The organism is Streptomyces sp. NPDC027962, assembly GCF_055566095.1.
The window spans coordinates 201,585-219,052 of record NZ_JBVHTA010000002.1 but is presented as its reverse complement, the minus strand read 5'-3'; the positions used below and the strand labels follow the sequence as shown (position 1 = coordinate 219,052).

General features: G+C 69.1%; 14 protein-coding genes and 1 pseudogene. 7 read left to right on the top strand and 8 right to left on the bottom strand.

Features of this window, described 5'->3' with window-relative positions:
* The first annotated feature begins 20 nt into the window (after nucleotides 1–20).
* From ACZ4SA_RS02690 to ACZ4SA_RS02680, 3 genes are all read left to right on the top strand, one after another.
* The gene (locus tag ACZ4SA_RS02690) at nucleotides 21–1,751 is read left to right on the top strand and encodes a sensor histidine kinase (RefSeq protein WP_468269033.1); all 1,731 of its coding nucleotides are present in this window, start codon (nucleotides 21–23) and stop codon (nucleotides 1,749–1,751) included.
* Nucleotides 1,752–1,966: 215 nt separating this feature from the next.
* Entirely contained in the window at nucleotides 1,967–2,848 is an 882-nt protein-coding gene (locus ACZ4SA_RS02685; protein ID WP_468269030.1) for a universal stress protein, read from the top strand.
* Between the two features lie 54 nt (nucleotides 2,849–2,902).
* Nucleotides 2,903–3,607 (top strand): CBS domain-containing protein, encoded by a 705-nt coding sequence (locus ACZ4SA_RS02680; protein ID WP_468269027.1) that lies wholly within the window; start codon nucleotides 2,903–2,905, stop codon nucleotides 3,605–3,607.
* Between the two features lie 371 nt (nucleotides 3,608–3,978).
* Here the strand turns inward: ACZ4SA_RS02680 and ACZ4SA_RS02675 are convergent, their stop codons facing one another.
* The gene (locus tag ACZ4SA_RS02675; protein WP_468269024.1) at nucleotides 3,979–4,935 is read right to left on the bottom strand and encodes an Acg family FMN-binding oxidoreductase; all 957 of its coding nucleotides are present in this window, start codon (nucleotides 4,933–4,935) and stop codon (nucleotides 3,979–3,981) included.
* On the opposite strand from ACZ4SA_RS02675, the gene ACZ4SA_RS02670 reads away from it, so the two are divergent.
* On the top strand, nucleotides 4,934–5,194 hold the full coding sequence (locus ACZ4SA_RS02670; protein ID WP_468269021.1) for a hypothetical protein: 261 nt from the start codon (nucleotides 4,934–4,936) through the stop codon (nucleotides 5,192–5,194). The genes ACZ4SA_RS02675 and ACZ4SA_RS02670 overlap by 2 nt on opposite strands.
* Before the next feature lie 58 nt (nucleotides 5,195–5,252).
* Here the strand turns inward: ACZ4SA_RS02670 and ACZ4SA_RS02665 are convergent, their stop codons facing one another.
* A complete protein-coding gene (locus tag ACZ4SA_RS02665) occupies nucleotides 5,253–6,149 on the bottom strand; it encodes a universal stress protein (RefSeq protein ID WP_468269018.1) in 897 nt (298 codons plus the stop codon).
* 314 nt (nucleotides 6,150–6,463) lie between these two features.
* On the opposite strand from ACZ4SA_RS02665, the gene ACZ4SA_RS02660 reads away from it, so the two are divergent.
* Nucleotides 6,464–7,111: a CBS domain-containing protein gene (locus ACZ4SA_RS02660; RefSeq protein WP_468269015.1), complete on the top strand. Its 648-nt coding sequence runs from the start codon at nucleotides 6,464–6,466 to the stop codon at nucleotides 7,109–7,111.
* A 28-nt stretch (nucleotides 7,112–7,139) separates the two neighbouring features.
* Here the strand turns inward: ACZ4SA_RS02660 and ACZ4SA_RS02655 are convergent.
* Nucleotides 7,140–7,289 (bottom strand): annotated as a pseudogene (locus tag ACZ4SA_RS02655) (DUF1918 domain-containing protein); the annotation flags it as partial.
* Between the two features lie 366 nt (nucleotides 7,290–7,655).
* On the bottom strand, nucleotides 7,656–8,558 hold the full coding sequence (locus tag ACZ4SA_RS02650) for a universal stress protein (protein WP_468269012.1): 903 nt from the start codon (nucleotides 8,556–8,558) through the stop codon (nucleotides 7,656–7,658).
* Between the two features lie 244 nt (nucleotides 8,559–8,802).
* On the opposite strand from ACZ4SA_RS02650, the gene ACZ4SA_RS02645 reads away from it, so the two are divergent.
* Nucleotides 8,803–10,200, top strand: a complete 1,398-nt coding sequence (locus tag ACZ4SA_RS02645; RefSeq protein ID WP_468269009.1) for a nicotinate phosphoribosyltransferase — start codon at nucleotides 8,803–8,805, stop codon at nucleotides 10,198–10,200.
* Between the two features lie 185 nt (nucleotides 10,201–10,385).
* Here ACZ4SA_RS02645 and ACZ4SA_RS02640 read toward each other — a convergent pair whose 3' ends face one another.
* Together ACZ4SA_RS02640 and ppdK are read right to left on the bottom strand one after the other, a co-directional pair.
* Nucleotides 10,386–11,072, bottom strand: coding sequence for a helix-turn-helix domain-containing protein (locus ACZ4SA_RS02640; RefSeq protein ID WP_468269006.1), 687 nt, complete (start codon nucleotides 11,070–11,072; stop codon nucleotides 10,386–10,388).
* A 130-nt stretch (nucleotides 11,073–11,202) separates the two neighbouring features.
* Entirely contained in the window at nucleotides 11,203–13,905 is a 2,703-nt protein-coding gene (ppdK, locus tag ACZ4SA_RS02635; protein ID WP_468269003.1) for a pyruvate, phosphate dikinase, read from the bottom strand.
* A gap of 284 nt (nucleotides 13,906–14,189) precedes the next feature.
* On the opposite strand from ppdK, the gene ACZ4SA_RS02630 reads away from it, so the two are divergent.
* Nucleotides 14,190–14,639 (top strand): universal stress protein, encoded by a 450-nt coding sequence (locus ACZ4SA_RS02630; RefSeq protein ID WP_468269001.1) that lies wholly within the window; start codon nucleotides 14,190–14,192, stop codon nucleotides 14,637–14,639.
* A 430-nt stretch (nucleotides 14,640–15,069) separates the two neighbouring features.
* Here ACZ4SA_RS02630 and ACZ4SA_RS02625 read toward each other — a convergent pair whose 3' ends face one another.
* Nucleotides 15,070–15,981: a universal stress protein gene (locus ACZ4SA_RS02625; protein ID WP_468268998.1), complete on the bottom strand. Its 912-nt coding sequence runs from the start codon at nucleotides 15,979–15,981 to the stop codon at nucleotides 15,070–15,072.
* Between the two features lie 406 nt (nucleotides 15,982–16,387).
* The gene (locus tag ACZ4SA_RS02620) at nucleotides 16,388–17,458 is read right to left on the bottom strand and encodes a zinc-dependent alcohol dehydrogenase family protein (protein ID WP_468268995.1); all 1,071 of its coding nucleotides are present in this window, start codon (nucleotides 17,456–17,458) and stop codon (nucleotides 16,388–16,390) included.
* Nucleotides 17,459–17,468: the final 10 nt, after the last annotated feature.

The following is a 17,468-nucleotide window of genomic DNA, read 5'->3' as shown; positions in this document are numbered from 1 at the left end:
TTCCAGGCCTCGGAGGCACGATGAGCGTCAGTCCGGAAGGCGTCGGCCAGCTGTCGAAGCTGCGGTTGGACGAGTTGCTGGAGGAGGTGCAGGTCCGCGTCGAGGCCGTTCGCGGCATGCGGGACCGGGTGCACGGTCTGCTCGAGGCTGTTCTGTCGGTCGGCCGCGGGCTGGACCTTCCGCAGGTCCTGAGGGGGATCGTCGAAACGGCAACGGCGCTCGTGGATGCCGAGTACGGGGCGCTCGGTGTGATCGGCGAGGATCGGATGCTCTCCGAGTTCATCCCCGTCGGAATCACGCAGGAGCAGTGGGCTGCCATCGGCGATCTGCCGAGCGGCCACGGACTCCTGGGTGAGCTGATCCGCAATCCGGTTCCACTGCGGCTGGCGGACCTGTCCGCACACTCGGCGTCGTACGGGTTCCCGCCGAACCATCCTCCGATGCGGTCGTTCCTCGGAGTGCCGATCAGGGTGCGGCAGGAGGTCTTCGGCAATCTCTACCTCACGGAGAAGCGGGGCGGTGCGGAGTTCGACGCCGAGGACGAGTCGGTCGTCTCCACGCTGGCAGTGGCCGCCGGCATCGCCATCGAGAACGCGCGGCTCTACGAGGAGGCACGGCGGCGTGAACGCTGGTCGGCAGCCGGCTCGGAGGTCACCAGCGCGCTGCTGTCCTCGATGCCGCGGGCCCATGTTCTCGAACTGGTTCTGGAGCACGCCCGGTCCTTCGTGCCGGCAGATCTCGGCATGATCGCGGTACCGGCCGAGGGCACAGGACGCCTGCGTACCGCGATCGCTGCCGGGCAAGGTGCCGAACGGCACAAAGGTGCACTGCTGTCGACGGCGGAAGGGCTGGTGGCGGCTGCCTTCGAGGGCCGGTCCGCACGCACCTTGGACCTCGAAGGCGAGGAAAGTGCAATCTCGGACGCCGGGCGGTGGACAGGTCTCGGGCCGGCCATCGCGGTACCGCTCGGGACCGACAGGAGCGTGCGGGGCGTCCTCCTGCTGGCCCGGGAGAAGGGACGGCAGCCGTTCAGTGATGCGGAGTCGACGCCCCTGATGAGCTTCGCGAACCAGACTGCCCTGGCGATGGAGTTGGCAGATCGGCGCAGCGATGCCCAGGAGATGGCGCTGCTGGAGGACCGTGACCGCATCGCCCGCGATCTGCATGATCTGGCCATTCAGAGACTGTTCGCCACCGGCATGACGTTGCAGAGCGCGCAGCGATTCGTCGACCACCCTCAGGCGACGGAGAGACTGCAGCGCGCGGTGGATGACCTGGATGCCACCATCAAGATCATCAGGTCCACGATCTTCGGTTTGCGCAACCACGATGCCGCAGTCGCGCAGTCCCTCCGTGGCGCGGTGGTCAAGGCGGTTCAGGAATCAGCCGCCTCCTTGGGGTTCTCGCCTGCCCTACGGGTCGAGGGTCTGCTCGACACCCGCACCGACGGCGTAGTGGGACAGCATCTGGTTTCTGTGCTTGTCGAAGCGCTGAGCAACGTGGCCCGCCATGCGCACGCCAAGACGGTCGACGTCCAGGTATCGGTGTCGACCGACGAGCTGAGGCTGACCGTCACCGACGACGGAGTGGGAATCCCGGCGGGAGCACCCAGAAGTGGGCTGAACAACATGCGCGAACGGGCCCTGGCCCTGAACGGCAGCCTCGACACCGGCCCCGGGCCGAACGGCGGCACCCGCCTGGTGTGGCGGGTCCCCCTGGCAGCCCCCGACTCGGCATCCACGCCGGGCTGATCCACTGGTCGTAAGAGCATCCACCCCTGCCATGGCGCGTAGCCGCAGTGCTGGGGGCCGGGGGCGTGCGGTCGCCAGCCGGGGGCCGGGCCGCCTTGACCGAACCACGTAGGCCTCGTGGCCGCAGCACTGGGCCGACCGGCCCTACTGGGTCCGGTAGGGCCGGTGGGACGGTGACAGCAGGTGAACGGGTCACCGGTGAGGCGGTGAGGACAATGGCGGAGTCACCCCTGGTCGTCGGCGTGGACGGATCGGAGTTCAGCCTCCGTGCCACGGACTGGGCCGCTGATGAAGCCGCCCGACTCGGCCTGCCCCTGCGTTTGGTCTACGCCTCGCGATGGGAGCGGTACGAGGGTGCTGCGCTCTCGGTGAGTCCGGGACGCTCCGACACCCAAGTACTGGGCCGGAACATCGTGGGGACGGCGGAGCACCGTGTACACGTGCGGGCACCCGACGTGAAAGTCACCACGGAGGTACTGCCGCACGACACGGTCCAGGCCCTGCTGGAAGAGAGCCGGCACGCGACAGCCCTTGTCACAGGGTCCAGAGGCCGCGGCGAGATCGTCGGCCTGCTCGTGGGGTCGGTCAGCCTCGCCCTGGCCGCTCGCGCGCAGTGCCCCGTGATCGTCGTACGGGGCGACATGGAGGACGGCCTTGGCCGAACACATCGTCGCGTGCTGCTCGGCGTCGGCCGGCAGGACGTGAACTCCGCGGCCGTTCGGTTCGCCTTCCGGGAAGCGGCCACACGCGGTGCCGTTCTGGACGCGGTGCGGGCCTGGCGGCAGCCCATGCACGAAAGTCGCGACCTTCCACTGGCCGCGGGGGACTCTGCGCGCTTCCACGAGTACAGGGCCGCGACCCTGCTCGACGAGGCGCTGGCCGCCGGCGCCCGCGCACACCCGGACGTGGATGTGCGGCACACCACCGTCGAAGGCCCGGCCGCCAAGATCCTGACTGACCGGTCCGCCGCAGCCGATCTGCTGATCGTCGGTGCGCGCCGGCGCACGGGCCTCATCGGCATGCAGCTGGGCAGGGTCGGGCACGCCGTGCTCCACCATGCGACCTGCCCGGTGGCCGTGGTTCCGCAGGACACCTAGCGGCCCATGAGCCGGGGCGGATCCCTCGGCACGCACCGTTGGAAGGGAGTCGTCATGACAACTCGGTCACCCCACGCCGTGAACGAGGTGATGACCTCCACCGTCGTCGCCGTCGGCCTGGACGCCCGGTTCAATGAGATCGTCCGCGTCATGCGGCAGTGGCAGGTGAACGCGGTGCCCGTCCTCGAAGGCGAAGGCAAGGTCGTCGGCGTCGTCTCCGAAGCCGACCTCCTGCGCAAGGAGGCCCTGAGGGACACCAAGCCCATGCTGATCGAGCAGCGAGGGCACCTGGCCGACTACGCGAAAGCCGGCGCGCTGCTCGCCAGAGACCTCATGTCGAGCCCGGCAGTCACCATCCAGGCCACCGCCACACTCGCTCAGGCAGCACGCAGGATGGCACGACACCACGTCAAGCGCCTGCCCGTCGTGGATGCCGATGACACGCTCAAGGGCGTCGTCAGCCGGGGAGACCTCTTGAAGGTCTTCCTGCGGCCGGACGCCGATCTGGCCGACGAGATACGCCACGACGTCATCGACCGTCTGTTCCCCGGCTCCTGCCGCAGCATCCGCGTAGAGGTCAGCCAGGGCACGGTCACCCTCACCGGAAGAGTCCGCGACGCAGCGCTCGTACCCGTCGCCGAGCGTCTCACCCAGGCCGTCGAAGGCGTGGTGGGCGTGCGCTGCCGGCTCACCGCCCCCAGCAACCGGGCCGCGCCAACGGGCAGTGTCGCCGCCGGGGAAGCAGGGGCATCACCATGACGCGGTACGTGGGCGACCGGGCCATGGCCGACCTCCTCGGCCGCAAGGGCGCCGGCCTCGCGGCAATGATCCGCATGGCTTGCCCGTGCCGCCGGGCTTCACCGCCACGACCGGTGCCTGCCCGGTGTTCCTGACCACCGGCCGACGTGCGTGCCCAGCTGGGCCAGGAGGTCGCCGCACATCCGGCCACCGTGGAGGAAGCATCCGGTAAGCGTCCCGGGTAGGTGGTCAATCGCCGCTGCTCTCCGTCCGGTCCGCCCGGTGGGAAGCGGGGCGTGCCACCTGGACACCACGGCCGTTGACACACGCTGACACAAAGAGTTCCTGTGCCGGCCCCGGAAGCGCCGGCACAGGAACTGCCGTCCCTCGGATCAGACGATCTCCAGTACCTCGGACACAGGCCGACGCAGCGTCGCCGCGGGAGTAGGGCCGTAGCCCAGCCGCAGCAGGATCTGCGCGCATCCCGTGGCGAGCGGATCCCGCACGGCCCAGCGCAGTTCGGGCCACTCGAGAGCCTGCGAGCTGAGCGACGTGGACAGGCCGTCGAGTGTGGCCTGCAGCAGCACGCGTTCCATGGCCTGACCTGCGTGCAGCCAGTCCATCCGGTTGTCCTGTGGTGTCCCCAGCACAGCCAGGCACGGTTGTCGTTCGAAGACAGCGGCGACCTGACCCTGGGGCCTGCTGTGAGGAGTGAAGTCGCGGACCGGTGCCCGGCCGTCGTAGCGCCTGGGGCCCAGGGCGGACACCGGAATCCCGTCCGTCGGCGGCCCCGGGGTGGCGGCGCGGACCCAGCGTGCTGTCTCGGCGCGGCCCTCGTCGTCCGCGGTCTCCAGGTATGCCGCGTCCTCGGTCAGTTCCAGCACCGACTGCACCTGCCATTCGCCGAGGAACGTCAGCCGGGCGCCTTCTGCCACCGCTGCACCGCGCAGACCGTCGCGCAGTTCCTCCGGGATGCGTTCATCGGTGAACGGTTCCCTGCTCGTGCGTCGCCGCGGGACGGCCGGGAACAGGCAGGCAATGTGATCACGATCGGCATCGGAACGACGGAACGTGATGTCGGCGAGAAGTTCGGCTTCGCCGGCGGCAGGCAGGAGACTGATCTGCGGCTCCCAGCCGGCGTGAGAGGCAGCGACGCGAAGGTTGAACAGCGCCGCACCGCAGCTGAGATGTTGAGCTCGGTCGCCCAGGTCGGTCACCGGCATCGCACGGGCCGGATCCCTGCGCAGCTGCAGCAGTCCGCCGTCGCGCACGAACCGGAGAGCCCACGGTTGGGCATTGTGCATCGAGGGCGCGGCAATGGCGCTGCCGACCAGCTTTTCCACAGTCATGAGGTCGATCGTCCGGGTGAGCATCATGGCCTCCTTCCAGCGCCTTCAGCCTCGCAGCGACGTCACCCCGGCGGGAGGGGCCGAGCGGCGCTCCGGCCGGGCCGAACGGCCCTCGAGCGCGGAGGTCGACAATCTGTCGGCGTCACGCCTTGCGGTGCAGGTCGTCCGTGCTCCACACCAGGACGGGGAACGTCAGTACGAGCAGGACCACGTCGAAGGGCAGGGCAGCGTGCCGGACAAGCCCTGGACTGGTCGTTGACGGTGCTCCGGGAGCAGAGAGGCACGTCACGGGACAGCCTCCACACGTCGGGTGAAGATCAATGCCATTGCGGTACGACTGCCACCGGGCAGTGGGCATAGTGCAGGAGCCCGTGATTCACCCTGCCGAGGTGGAGGCCGACACTGGTGCGCCTGCACCGGGCTCCCACGATCAGCAGGTCTGTTGATTCCGAGTGCTTGAGGAGCACGTCCCGTGCCGGTCCCTCGACCACGACTCGATGGACATCGACGGACGGAAATTCGCCGGCGGATCGGGTCAGAGCCTTCTCCAGCACGGCCCTCGCCTGGTGTTCGCCCTGATCATCGCGGCGCGGGAGATCGAGGAGCCTGTTGGTGGGCGTTCGTGCCGGACGATGCCAGGCCATCACCGCATCAACGGCGCAACCGCGCGCTGCCGCTATCTCGAACGCGAAGTGGACGGCTTCCGAGCTGGATTCGGCGTCTGCGACACCGAGCAGAACCTGTTCGTACCGGCCTGCCGCAGGCTCGTCACCGTCCCGGACAACAACCACCGGGCACTGCGCGCGGGCAGCGACGGTCAGGCTGACGGACCCCAGCAGCAGGTCCTTCAACTCACCGCGGCCGCGTGCCCCGGTGATCAGTGCCGAGGCGTTGTAGCCGGCGTCCAGCAGGGCCGTGACAGCGTCGTCGCAGACGAGTTCCGTGGTCAACTTGACGTCAGGGTTGCACAGATGAACTCGCTCTTCGGCCGAATCAACCAGGTGCTTGCCAAGGTCCCTCTCCAACGGATTCGCGGCGCCGGTCTCCGGACTCCATGAAGGCGCGTCGCCGTCATCCATGGTCGCGTGCACGATCTTCACGGGGAGGGCGAGCCGGGCTGCTTCATCCACCGCCCAGTCGAGTGCGCGAAGGCTGGAGGCCGATCCGTCTACTCCGACAACGAGGGGCAACCACACGGAACCCACCACTTTCATGCTGGTGCCGAACTACTCACCTGAGGTCACCGTCGCACTGAGCACCCACGCGGACCAGAGGCGCACGGGGCAGCGCGGAGGGCCGTCCGGCCCCGTCGAATCCGAGGACGGGCCCGGAGTGACGGAGCCAGAGGCGTCGACTTGCCGCATCAGCGGAAGAGAGGGCCATTCGGCCCCCGTCGTCTGCCTCAGGGGCCCTTCAACGGCCCGGCGCACCGGCGCAAGCTCGAGGTGGAATCACTTGAAATGCGCCTCGAAGAAACCGGACGCTGCGCTGGGCACATGCCGGCCGGCTCGAGCGGAGGAGGCTTGCGATGACTGCATCACCACACACCGTGAGCGACGTCATGACCCACACCGCTGTGGCGGTGGGCAGCCGAGCGTCGTACAAGGAGATCGTCGAGCTGATGAACCAGTGGAAGGTCAGCGCCCTGCCCGTGCTGGCGGGCGAAGGCCGTGTCATCGGCGTGGTCTCGGAAGCCGATCTGCTGCCCAAGGAGGAGTACCGCATCGACGACGAGGTCCTGCGCGACCGGCCGCCCGCCGACACCGCCAAGGCGGGTGCGGTGTACGCGGAGGAACTGATGTCGAGCCCCGCGATCACCGTCCACGCGGACGCGACCATCGCCGAAGCCGCCAGGATCATGGCCAGACGGCATGTCAAGCGCCTGCCCGTGGTGGACAGCCTCGGTGTGCTGGAAGGCGTCGTCAGCAGAAGCGACCTGTTGAAGGTCTTCCTGCGCTCCGACGAAGACATGGCCGCCGAGATCCGGAACACCGTCCTGGCGGACCTGCCGACCACGGCTCAGGTACACGTGGAGGTCACGGATGGTGTCGTGACCCTTGGGGGCCATTTGCGGGAGCGAGCTCTGGTGCCATTGCTGGCGCGGGCGATTCGGGCCGTCGAGGGAGTCGTTGACATCCGGGTGGACCTGCACAGTCCGGAACTGATCCCGCACTGACGCAACGCCGGACGGGGGGCGCACGGGTGGCGCCCGGCCCCGGGAAGAACAGCGTGACCTTTCCGGTGTCGGACCAGCGCAGGTCGTGAGACGGGCTGCCGTCGTCATGGTGCAGGCCGACCACTTCGCCGTCTCGTCGCACCACGCCCGCGGTAAGCCCAGCCCGCGAGAAGCCCAGCCCCTCACCTGCCGTCCGGTGACGACCTCTTCGTCGGGGCTGGCCCCGGTGAACAGGCGCACGCGCGGTGAACAGGCGCACGCGCGGTGAACAGGTGCACGTGCCCGGCTGTCGCGCTCGCGGTCGCCTGGGTGGTCGCCGGTGATCAGTACATCGCTCCGGCTTCCGGCCGACCGGTCCGGTTCAGGTATTGCTGGTGGGCACGGTGATGACGGGGCACTGTGCACGGTGCAGAAGCCCGTGCACCACAGTGCCAAGGCGCACTGCCTACGCCAAAGGGGGCACCGAGACCTCGACCTGGCGAGGGTCGATGCCCACGAGGATCTCGTTGCGGGCCATGGAGTTCGTCATCACTGGAGTTCGTCATCACTCCTCCTCGCTGTTCCTGTCCCTTCGGGGCACGATCGCGACCGGGCAGTGCGCGTGGTGCACGAGGGCATGGGCCACGTGTCCCAGGCTGGGGCCGAGGCCCATGGGCCGTCGCCGCGCGCCCACGACGAGCAGATCCGTGTGGCGGCTCGCTTCGACGAGGATGCCGGCGGCGGAAGTACCGCCGGCGACCTCCGTGGTGAGCGTGAGGGCCGGGAAGGCACGGCGAAGCGCCTCGGCCAATGTCTCCATGTGCCGGCCATGTGCCTGCGCCATCTCGTCCAGGCCGTCGAGCATGGTGGCCATGCTCCCGGCGTGGGTCAGGGGGTTCCACACGCTCAGCATCCGCAGGGTGGCCTTGCGAAGCTGTGCCTCGCGGGCCGCGTAGCCCATCCAGTCGGCGTCGGCCGTGCCGCGGACCGCGGCCGTGACGACCCCCGTGGCAGGGCCGGCGGCTTCTCCCCGTACCACCACGACGGGCACCTGGGAACGAGCGGCCACTTCCAGCCCGACCGATCCGAGCATGAGTGTGCCGAAACCTCCGCGGCCTCGGTTGCCGACCACGATGGTGTCGTGCGGGCCGGCCGATATCTGGAGGCCGGACGCGGGGCCTTTGCGGCTGAGCTCTCTGATGACGGTGAGGTCCGGGAACCGTTCCTGCACGGCCAGCGCGGCTTCGAGGAGCAGTGCTCGGCCGGCTTCGTGGATCCGGTCGACCGATTCCGCGGACGCCAGCAGCGTCAGGCGGTCGAGGTCCGCCCCATACACGATGCGCAGTGGCCGGCGGCGCCTGTCCGCCTCGGCCGCTGCCCAGAGCGCTGCGCATTTGGCGGGCGCGGAGCCGTCGACGCCGACGACGACCGTTCCAAGGTCCAGGCCACCGGGGATGTCGGTGTTCATGGTTCCTCCTGTGGAGTAGTGGTCGCATCTTCACGCTGTCACCGCGCCGCGGGCTCGGGCAGGGCCGCGCAGGTCCCCGGTAAGGCCGAAGGTCCCTGCTCGTCTCGCTCGAAGCCTCGGCCGGTGCTTGTACCACTCGGCCCTGTACGCCCGTCCCGGCCGCGTCCGACGCTGGAAGCACGGGAGGGCCGGCCCACCCGGGACACGCCCCCCGTACTCGCACGGCGAGAAGGCGGTGAAGAGGATGTCTCGCGTCACGACGACAGATCTCTACGAAGTGACCATGGCCCTGACCTATCTCAGGGAGGGCATGGATGGGACTGCGACGTTCAGCCTCTTCGTCCGTGACCTCCCGCCCGGCCGTGGCTTCCTGGTCAGTGCCGGCTTGGAACCGGCACTCGACTATCTGACCGACTTCCGTGTCACTCCGGCCGACGCCGACGACTTCGCCGCCGTGCTGCACCGTCCACGCCAGGAGCTGGAGCCGCTCGTCGGTCTCACGTTCCGTGGTGAGGTGCGCGCCGTCCCTGAGGGACGTGTCGTCTTTGCCGGAGAGCCGCTCATGGAGGTCACCGCGCCCCTGCCGCAAGCGCAATTGGCGGAGACGTACCTCCTGAGTCAGGTCAACCACCAGACGACGGTCGCGTCCAAAGCGGCCCGTTGCGTCCTGGCAGCGGCAGGACATCCCGTCATCGACTTCTCCTTGCGCCGCACCCATGGGCCGGAGGCCGGCATGCAGGCGGCCCGTCTCGGGGGCCTGGTCGGCTTCGCCGGCACCAGCAACGTCGCCGCGGCCAAGCGCTGGAATCTGCGCGCATCGGGCACCATGGCGCACTCCTTCGTCGAGGCCTTTCCCGACGAGGAGACGGCTTTCAGGGCCTTCGCCCGTGCTCACCCCGGTCCGGTCACGTTCCTCGTCGACACGTACGACACTCTCAACGGTGTCGCGACGGCGGCACGGGTACTGAACGACCTTCGCCGTGGCCCCGGTTGCGCGATCCGTCTCGACAGCGGTGACCTGGGCGACCTGGCCCGGCAGGCCCGCGCGGTACTCGACGCGGCCGACCTGCCGGACGTGGCGATCATCGCCAGTGGTGGACTGGATGAGTACGGCCTCGATGCGCTCGTACGCTCGGGTGCTCCTGTCGACATCTACGCAGTGGGTACCCGGGTAGGCACTTCTGCCGACGCCCCTTACCTGGATTCGGCCTACAAACTGGTGGAGTACGACGGCCGGCCCGTCATGAAGCTGTCGTCCGCCAAGGTGACCGCGCCCGGGCGCAAGCAGGTGTTCCGCACTCCGGGCGAGCCCGACCGGATCGCGTTGTGGGACGAGCCGCGACCGGCGGGAGCGGAGCCGCTGCTGCGCACTGTGATGCGTGACGGCCGCAGGACCGGCCTGCCGGACGACCTCTCCGCTGCCCACGCGCGGCTTCTCACCGATGTGTCCGCGCTCCCGGAGCCGGCACTGCGGGTCCACGATCCGGAGCCGTCCAAGCCGCTGGTCTCGCAGCGGCTTTCGCAGCTGACCACCGATGTACGCCTGTGTCTGCTGTCCGGCGGGCTCGACGCCTTGTCCTTCCACGGCTCTACCGCCGAGGCATCCTTCGGAGACCGTGGAGAAAGCCTGCGAGGGACTTGACGCGACGAAGAGTCATGGGAGTTGACGTCATGGCGACGCTCTCCGCGATGTGAGGGTGATCCCGTACCACTTCGTGCTGTTCTTACCCGTACCTGGGTTACGGACCCGAAGCACCCGCAAGCCCTCGCACGCCCGTGTCCGAGTCCTGGCCGTCCTTGGACGTTCGGCAGCCACGAGGGCGTATGTCACTGGTCCGGTACGACGATCCGGCGCCCGGTCACCTGACCTGGCGTCACGGTGATCCACAGGTCCCTCACACCGCCGGCCCACGGCGTACTGCGGCTGTGTGTCTCGAGCCTCCGGACCGCGTGGGGATCGGTGACCGTACGTGCTTCACCGACGACGAGGACGCTCCATCCGCGGCTGAACGCGTCGTCGATGCGGTCCACTTCGAAGGCGACCTCGTGGCCGGCGGCTCTCGCCGGTCCGGCGTCCGGTGACGTCCTGAAGGCGATCTCTCCGCCGAGGGCCAGATAATTGACCGGGAGGATGGCCGGCCCCGCCTCGGTGGTCACGGCGACGCGCCCGACGCCGTTGCTGCCCAGCAGTTCCCAGCACTCATGCCGACCGAGTTCCACCAGCTCCGGGTGGTAGGCGGCCTCGCCGATGCCCGGAGGAAGGTCGACTTTGCCACCGGCGAGATCGTCGACACTCGTTTGGAGAGCATCGGCCAGACGGAGCAGAAAGCCGATGCCGTGCGTGGCCGGATACGTTTCCACGTACTGGATGTATTCGGGCGCCGCACCGGTGCGCATGGCGATGTCCTCGTGGGACATGCCGAGCTGTTCACGGCGCGCCGCCACCCGTCTGCCCAGGTCACCCCTGGCCCGCGATCCGGACGACGCCGGGCCGGTCTGCGGTCGGTCGGACATCACGGCTCACTTTCCTGATCTCGACGACGTTCCGGGCGGCGGGCGAGGAGCGAGGCTCACAGCGGTGCTCGATGGGCCCGCATCACTTCACGCTAGGCACTGATCGAGGGCGTCGCACCAGGAGTCCGGTTCACCTGCTCGCCGGGGCCGCGGTGGCCTGAAGGGCCGCGCGCCCGGCTTCAAGCCGTGCGACGGGAACGCGGAAGGGCGAGCAGGACACGTAGTCCAGGCCGGCCTCGTGGAAGAAGTGGACGGAATCCGGGTCTCCCCCGTGCTCCCCGCACACCCCGATCTTCAGCCCGGGGCGGGTGGCCCTGCCTTCCGCAACCGCGATCCCGACCAGGCGGCCCACACCTTCGCGGTCGATCGTCTCGAACGGGGAGGTCTCGAAGATGCCCTTGTCAAGGTAGGCCGAGAAGAACGCCGCCTCGACGTCGTCCCGGGAGAAACCCCAGGTCGTCTGGGTGAGATCGTTCGTGCCGAAGGAGAAGAACTGTGCGTCCTGCGCGATCCGGCCCGCGGTGAGAGCAGCCCGGGGAAGCTCGATCATCGAACCGACCGGGCAGTCCAGGGCGACGCCGGTACCGGCGGACACCCGCTCCAGCACGCGGTCCACTTCGGCCCGGACCAGCCGGAGCTCCTCCACGGCGTCGACGAGCGGCACCATGATCTCGGCCCGGGGATCGCCACCGGCCCGCTGACGCGCCACAACAGCTTCGGCGACGGCGCGCACCTGCATGGCCACGAGCCCGGGGACCACCAGCCCGAGCCGTACGCCGCGCAGGCCGAGCATCGGATTCTCCTCGTGCATGCGGGTGACTGCCGCAAGCAGTTCGGTGTCCCGCGGGTCGGGCGTCCTGCCGAGGGCCTCGTGCCGGGCGAGGCGTACGGACAGCTTCGTGAGGTCGGGCAGGAACTCGTGCAGGGGCGGATCGAGCAGCCGGATGGTCACAGGCAGCCCGTCCATCGCTGCCAGGATGCCGATGAAGTCCTCGCGCTGCAGGGGCAGGAGGGCGTTCAGGGCGGCTTCCCTCTCTGCGTCGTCGTGCGCCAGGATCATCGCTTCGACCAGGGGGCGGCGGTCGCCGAGGAACATGTGCTCGGTGCGGCACAAGCCGATTCCCTGAGCCCCGAACCGCCGGGCGCGGGCAGCGTCCTCCGGCGTGTCGGCATTGGCCCGCACCTCCATTCGACGGGCCTCGTCCGCCTGCCCCATGAGGCGATGCACATCGCGTACGACCTGCGTGGCCGACTCGCCCGGCGGCGGCTCACCGTCCTCGAAGTACCGCATCACCGGAGAATCCACGAGAGCTGCGGCGCCCAGGAACACCACTCCCTCGGACCCGTCGACGGAAACGACGGTGCCTTCCCTCACCGTGGCCGAGGACGTCGTGAAGAGCCGCCCGATGGGATCGACGGTGATCCCCTCGGCACCGCAGACGCAGACCTTGCCCATCCCCCGGGCGACGACGGCCGCGTGGCTCGTCTTGCCGCCGCGGCTGGTGAGCACGGCCTCAGCGGCGATCATGCCGGGGAGGTCGTCGGGCGTCGTCTCCTGACGTACGAGCACGACCTTCTCACCGCCGGCGGCCCGGCGGACCGCTTCGGCCGAGTCGAACACGACGGATCCGACGGCCGCACCGGGCGAGGCGGGGATGCCCCGGGCGAGCGTCTCGCGCGTACTGGAGCTGTCGAACCGGGGGAACATCAGCCGTGCCAGCCCTTCACCATCGACCCGGCCCAGTGCCTCACGCGGGGAGATCAGCCCCTCGTCGACCAGCTGACCGGCGATGGCGAAGGCAGCCTGCGAAGTGCGCTTGCCGACTCGGGTCTGCAGCATCCACAGCGTGCCGTGTTCGATGGTGAACTCGATGTCGCACAGGTCGCGGTAGTGCGCCTCCAACTGCTGCATGCAGTCGTGCAGCCGGGCGAAGGAGCGAGCGTCCAGCGCTTCGAGCTCCTGGAGGGGCACGGCGTTGCGGATGCCCGCGACAACGTCCTCTCCCTGGGCGTTCGGCAAATAGTCGCCGTACATGCCGGGCCGGCCCGTGGCCGGGTCACGGGTGAATGCCACACCGCTGCCCGAGTCGGGGCCGAGGTTGCCGTACACCATGGTCTGGATGTTGACCGCGGTGCCCAGGTCGTCGGGGATGTGCTCGCGGCGCCGGTAGAGGCGTGCCCGCTCGCCGTTCCAGGAGGTGAAGACGGCGAGAACGGCCCGTCGGAGCTGTTCGGCGGGGTCCTGTGGGAACTCCTCGCCGGTTTCCTCCCGGACCAGGTCCTTGTACTCCTCGACCAGCCTGATCAGGTCACTGGTGTCGAGCTGCGTGTCGTCGGCGGCACGGTGCTGCTTCTTGATCCTTGCGAGCGCTTCCTCGAAGCGTGCGCTGTCGACTCCCAGAACCGTACTGCCGAACATCTGCACAAGACGTCGATACGAGTCCCAGGCGAACCGCTCCCGCCCCGGGGTCTTCGCCAGGCCGAGGACGGAAAGATCATTGAGGCCGATGTCGAGGACGGTCTCCATCATGCCCGGCATGGAGAACCGGGCACCTGAGCGGACCGAGATCAACAGCGGATCATCCACCTGCCCGAGCCGCCGTCCCACCGCACGTTCCATGGCCGCGAGGTGCTCGCCGACCTGGCGCTCCAGCTCTGGAGGCGGCTCCCCGGTCTCGAGGAAAACCCGGCAGGCCTCCGTGGTGACGGTGAAGCCGGGCGGCACGGGCAGACCCATGCGAGCCATCTCCGCGAGATTGGCGCCTTTGCCGCCGAGGAGGCCGGCCATGCCCCGGCCACCTTCGGCAAAGTCGTACACGTACTGAGGATGCATAACGACCTACCCGTCTCTTGTTCTGGTCGGGTCCCCCCGACTGCCCGGTTGATACGGCTCATCGCTCCCCACAGCGCATGACGGGACGGGCGTCGTTGCTCCACACGTGGATCAGACGCAGCAGCCGTGAGCGGCTGAGGGCCTCGTCGGCAGCCCGAACCGCTCGGTCAACCCGATCAAGAAGGGAGAGCCGCCTGACCGGATGGAGCATTTCAGGTTGGCGTAGACCATCCGCCGGGGGCAACGTGAAGAAGCCACAGGCCGGGTGAGAGGTGAAGCGGGTTATGAGCAGCAGTCAATCGGTTCCCCGCGTCGTTGTCGGGGTCGACGGTTCCGCGTCGTCGCAGGCAGCGCTGCGGTGGGCGGCCCGGCACGCCCAACTCATCGGCGGCATGGTGGAAGCCGTCTGCGCATGGGACACACCTTCGGAGTCCGGTTGGGCGGGACCGGCGACGGAATCCGGCTTCGATCTGGAGCAGGCCCGCCGCGACTTCACCGAGGAGATCGGGACGGTCTTCGGCGACAGCAGGCCTGTAGAGGTACGGGAGATGCTGGTCCGAGGCGACCCGTCGGAGGTCCTGGTACGCGCCTCCGAAGGAGCCGAGTTGCTCGTAGTGGGCAGTAGGGGTCGCGGAGGGTTCGCGCGGGCCATGCTGGGGTCTGTCAGCCAGCGCTGTGCCCAGCACGCCTCATGCCCGGTGGTCGTCGTGCGTCCTGCCGGCAAGGAGAAGTGAGTTCCGGACCACAGACCACAGACTTCGTTGACTGCGGGCCCCGGCTGGCCCCGGCTGGCCCCGGCGTCTCGCCCACTTCGTGGCACTCACATGACGCCGCACGACATCGTCGGCGCCGACCCCCGCCTGCGGACTCTCCGTCGGAACCGACCGTGCGAGCGGAGCCGGGTGGCGTGCCGTCGGGGCTGTGCCCGGCTCCAGCCGGGCGTAAGCGAAGCCGAGTGGGCGCGCACGCCTGAGGTGTTTCGTCCGGATCAGGCCGGATCAGTGAGCGGGGTCCGGTGCCGTGGATCGCACGGCGGAGATGGGGGTACCTCCCATGCCGAGGCCGCAGGGGGAGGAGGCATGGCGGATCCATGCCGACCGACGACAACGCGGCCAGGGCGCGGTGCCAGGGCACGCGAGCCCGGCAAGATCCGAACGAGAGGCCTCAGGGAGTGTGCGGCACCACAGCCACGGGGCAGGCCACGTGATGGATCATCGCGTGCGTCACAGGCCCGATGCGCGCACCGGCGTCGGCGCGGTGACCGATGACGACGAGGCTCGCATCCTCGGCGGCCAGGCGCAGGCAGTGGGCGGCACGCTCTTCGGCAAGCCGCTCCGTGACTGCCACGTTCCCGTACTTCTCGCGCCACGGGTGCATTACCGCGGCAAGGGAAAGCCGCTTCACGTTCCGCATGGTGTCGGCCTCCGCCTCGGCCTCGGCCGTCGGCAGCGAGCCGTCGGCCCGACCGTAGGTGCGAAGAGCGGGTACTTTCCACGCATACACAGCGGTCAGTGACGTCGCCCTCGCCTTCGCCGCCTCAAAGGCGAACGCCAGCAGTTCCTCACCCGGGTGCTCCAGGTCGAGCCCGAGGACGACCGGTCGGAAGGGCGACCTCGTGGATGCCGCGATGGTGGAGGCATGAGCATGTTCTTCCTGTGCACGCTCACCGGCGCGGACGAGAACGACCGGGCCTCGCGCCCGAGCAGTGACGTCCAATGCCACGGAACCGACCATGAAGCCCTCCAGGCTGCTGAACCCTCGGGATCCGAGAGCCAGCATTGCGGAGGACTCCGCCGCAGCCAGAAGGGCCGCTACCGGAGCGTCCGTAGTCCGGTGGGGGACGAGATCCAAGCCGGGGTGCTCCGCCAGGAGCCTCCTGCCTATGAAGTCCATTGCTCGGTTCTCACGCTCGGCCGGTACGTCGATCTCCGGCAGGTGCGTCCGTGGTGCCGGCTCGTAGCCGGCCTGCAGCAGGGTCAAGGGCAAGCCCCGAAGCGTCGCCTCACGGGCCGCCCACTCGGCGGCGGCGATGCTCTCGGCGGAGCCGTCCATGCCGACGGTGATGGGCTTGCGCATGGTGCACCTCTCGGTCACGTCGCGTGCGGCAGGCTCCGGGGACCGTGCCGACGTGGCCCGGCTGGGAGCGTGGCATGCACCGGCTCGCCCAGCGGCCGGCCGAAGCAGGAGCAGTGCCGGTCGAACCGCACATCACAGCAAGAGGCGGAAGGAGCCCCATCCACTTCTCGCGGATCCTGATTGCGCGGTGCGCGGTTCATGACCGCTTCCCCGCGTCTCTGTCAGGGCTCCTTCCGTCAATTACAGGTAACCACCGCCCATGCCCGTCCGCCAGGGCCTACCGGGCCCCTCTTGTACCTGTTCGGCCTTGGTCGACCAGGCGGTGGCTGACGGTCCGGCCGGCCGGCCCATGGTTGGTGGCCTCAGGGAGGGCAAGTGCCTGAACGATCACCACGTACCGGCCCCGCTAGACGGCCACGCTGACCTCGTCGTGCTTGGGGCCGCCCAGCACCACCTTGAGCGCTCCGGTGTGCGACGCACCGGCGAAGACGTCGTACGCCTCCTCCATCTGCCCCAGCTCGAACCGGTGGGTCACCATCGCCGACGCCGCGGGAAGTCTCCCGGCCGCCATCATGCGCAGCAGCAGCGGAGTGGAGTGCGTGTCGACGAGCCCCGTGGTGATCGTCACGTCCTTGATCCACAGGTCCTCGAGGTGGAGCGCTGCCGGCTTGCCGTGCACGCCGACGTTGGCGACATGGCCTCCGGGCCGGACCATGCGCGTGCACTGTTCGAACGCCTCGGGCACGCCGACGGCCTCGACGACGACGTCGGCGCCAAGGCCGTCGGTGAGGTCCTTGACCAGCTGTTCCGGTTCTTCCGCGGCGTTGACGGTGGCGTCCGCGCCGATGGCGCGTGCGGCTTGAAGGCGGGGTTCCGCAAGGTCGACCGCGACGATCCGGCCGGGGGTGTACAGCTGGGCAGTCGCAATGGTGGCGAGCCCGATCGGTCCGGCGCCGACCACGACGACCGTATCGCCGGGGCGGACCCGGCCGTTGAGAACGCCGACCTCGTAGGCGGTGGGGAAGATGTCGGCCAGGAGCACCGCGTCCTCACTGTTCACGGCGCTTGGCAGCGGATGCACCGAGAGGTCGGCGAAGGGAATGCGGACGTATTCGGCCTGGGTGCCGTCGATGAGGTGTCCGAGTACCCAGCCACCGCCTCCCCGGCACTGGCCGTAACGGTTCTCCCGGCAGAACGCGCAGCGGCCACAGGCGGCGATGCACGAGACCAGGACGCGGTCGCCCGGGCGCACCGTCCGTACGTCGCTCCCGACCTCCACGACCTCGCCCACCGCCTCGTGGCCCAGGACCGTGCCCGGGGGCACCTCGGGCACGTCACCTTTGATGATGTGCAGGTCGGTACCGCAGATGGTGACGGCCTCCACACGTATCACCGCATCAGCGACGTCCTTGGTACCGGGATCGGGAACGTCCTGCCAGGCCGTCTGCCCAGGACCTTGAAACACCAATGCCTTCATGACGTCGTCC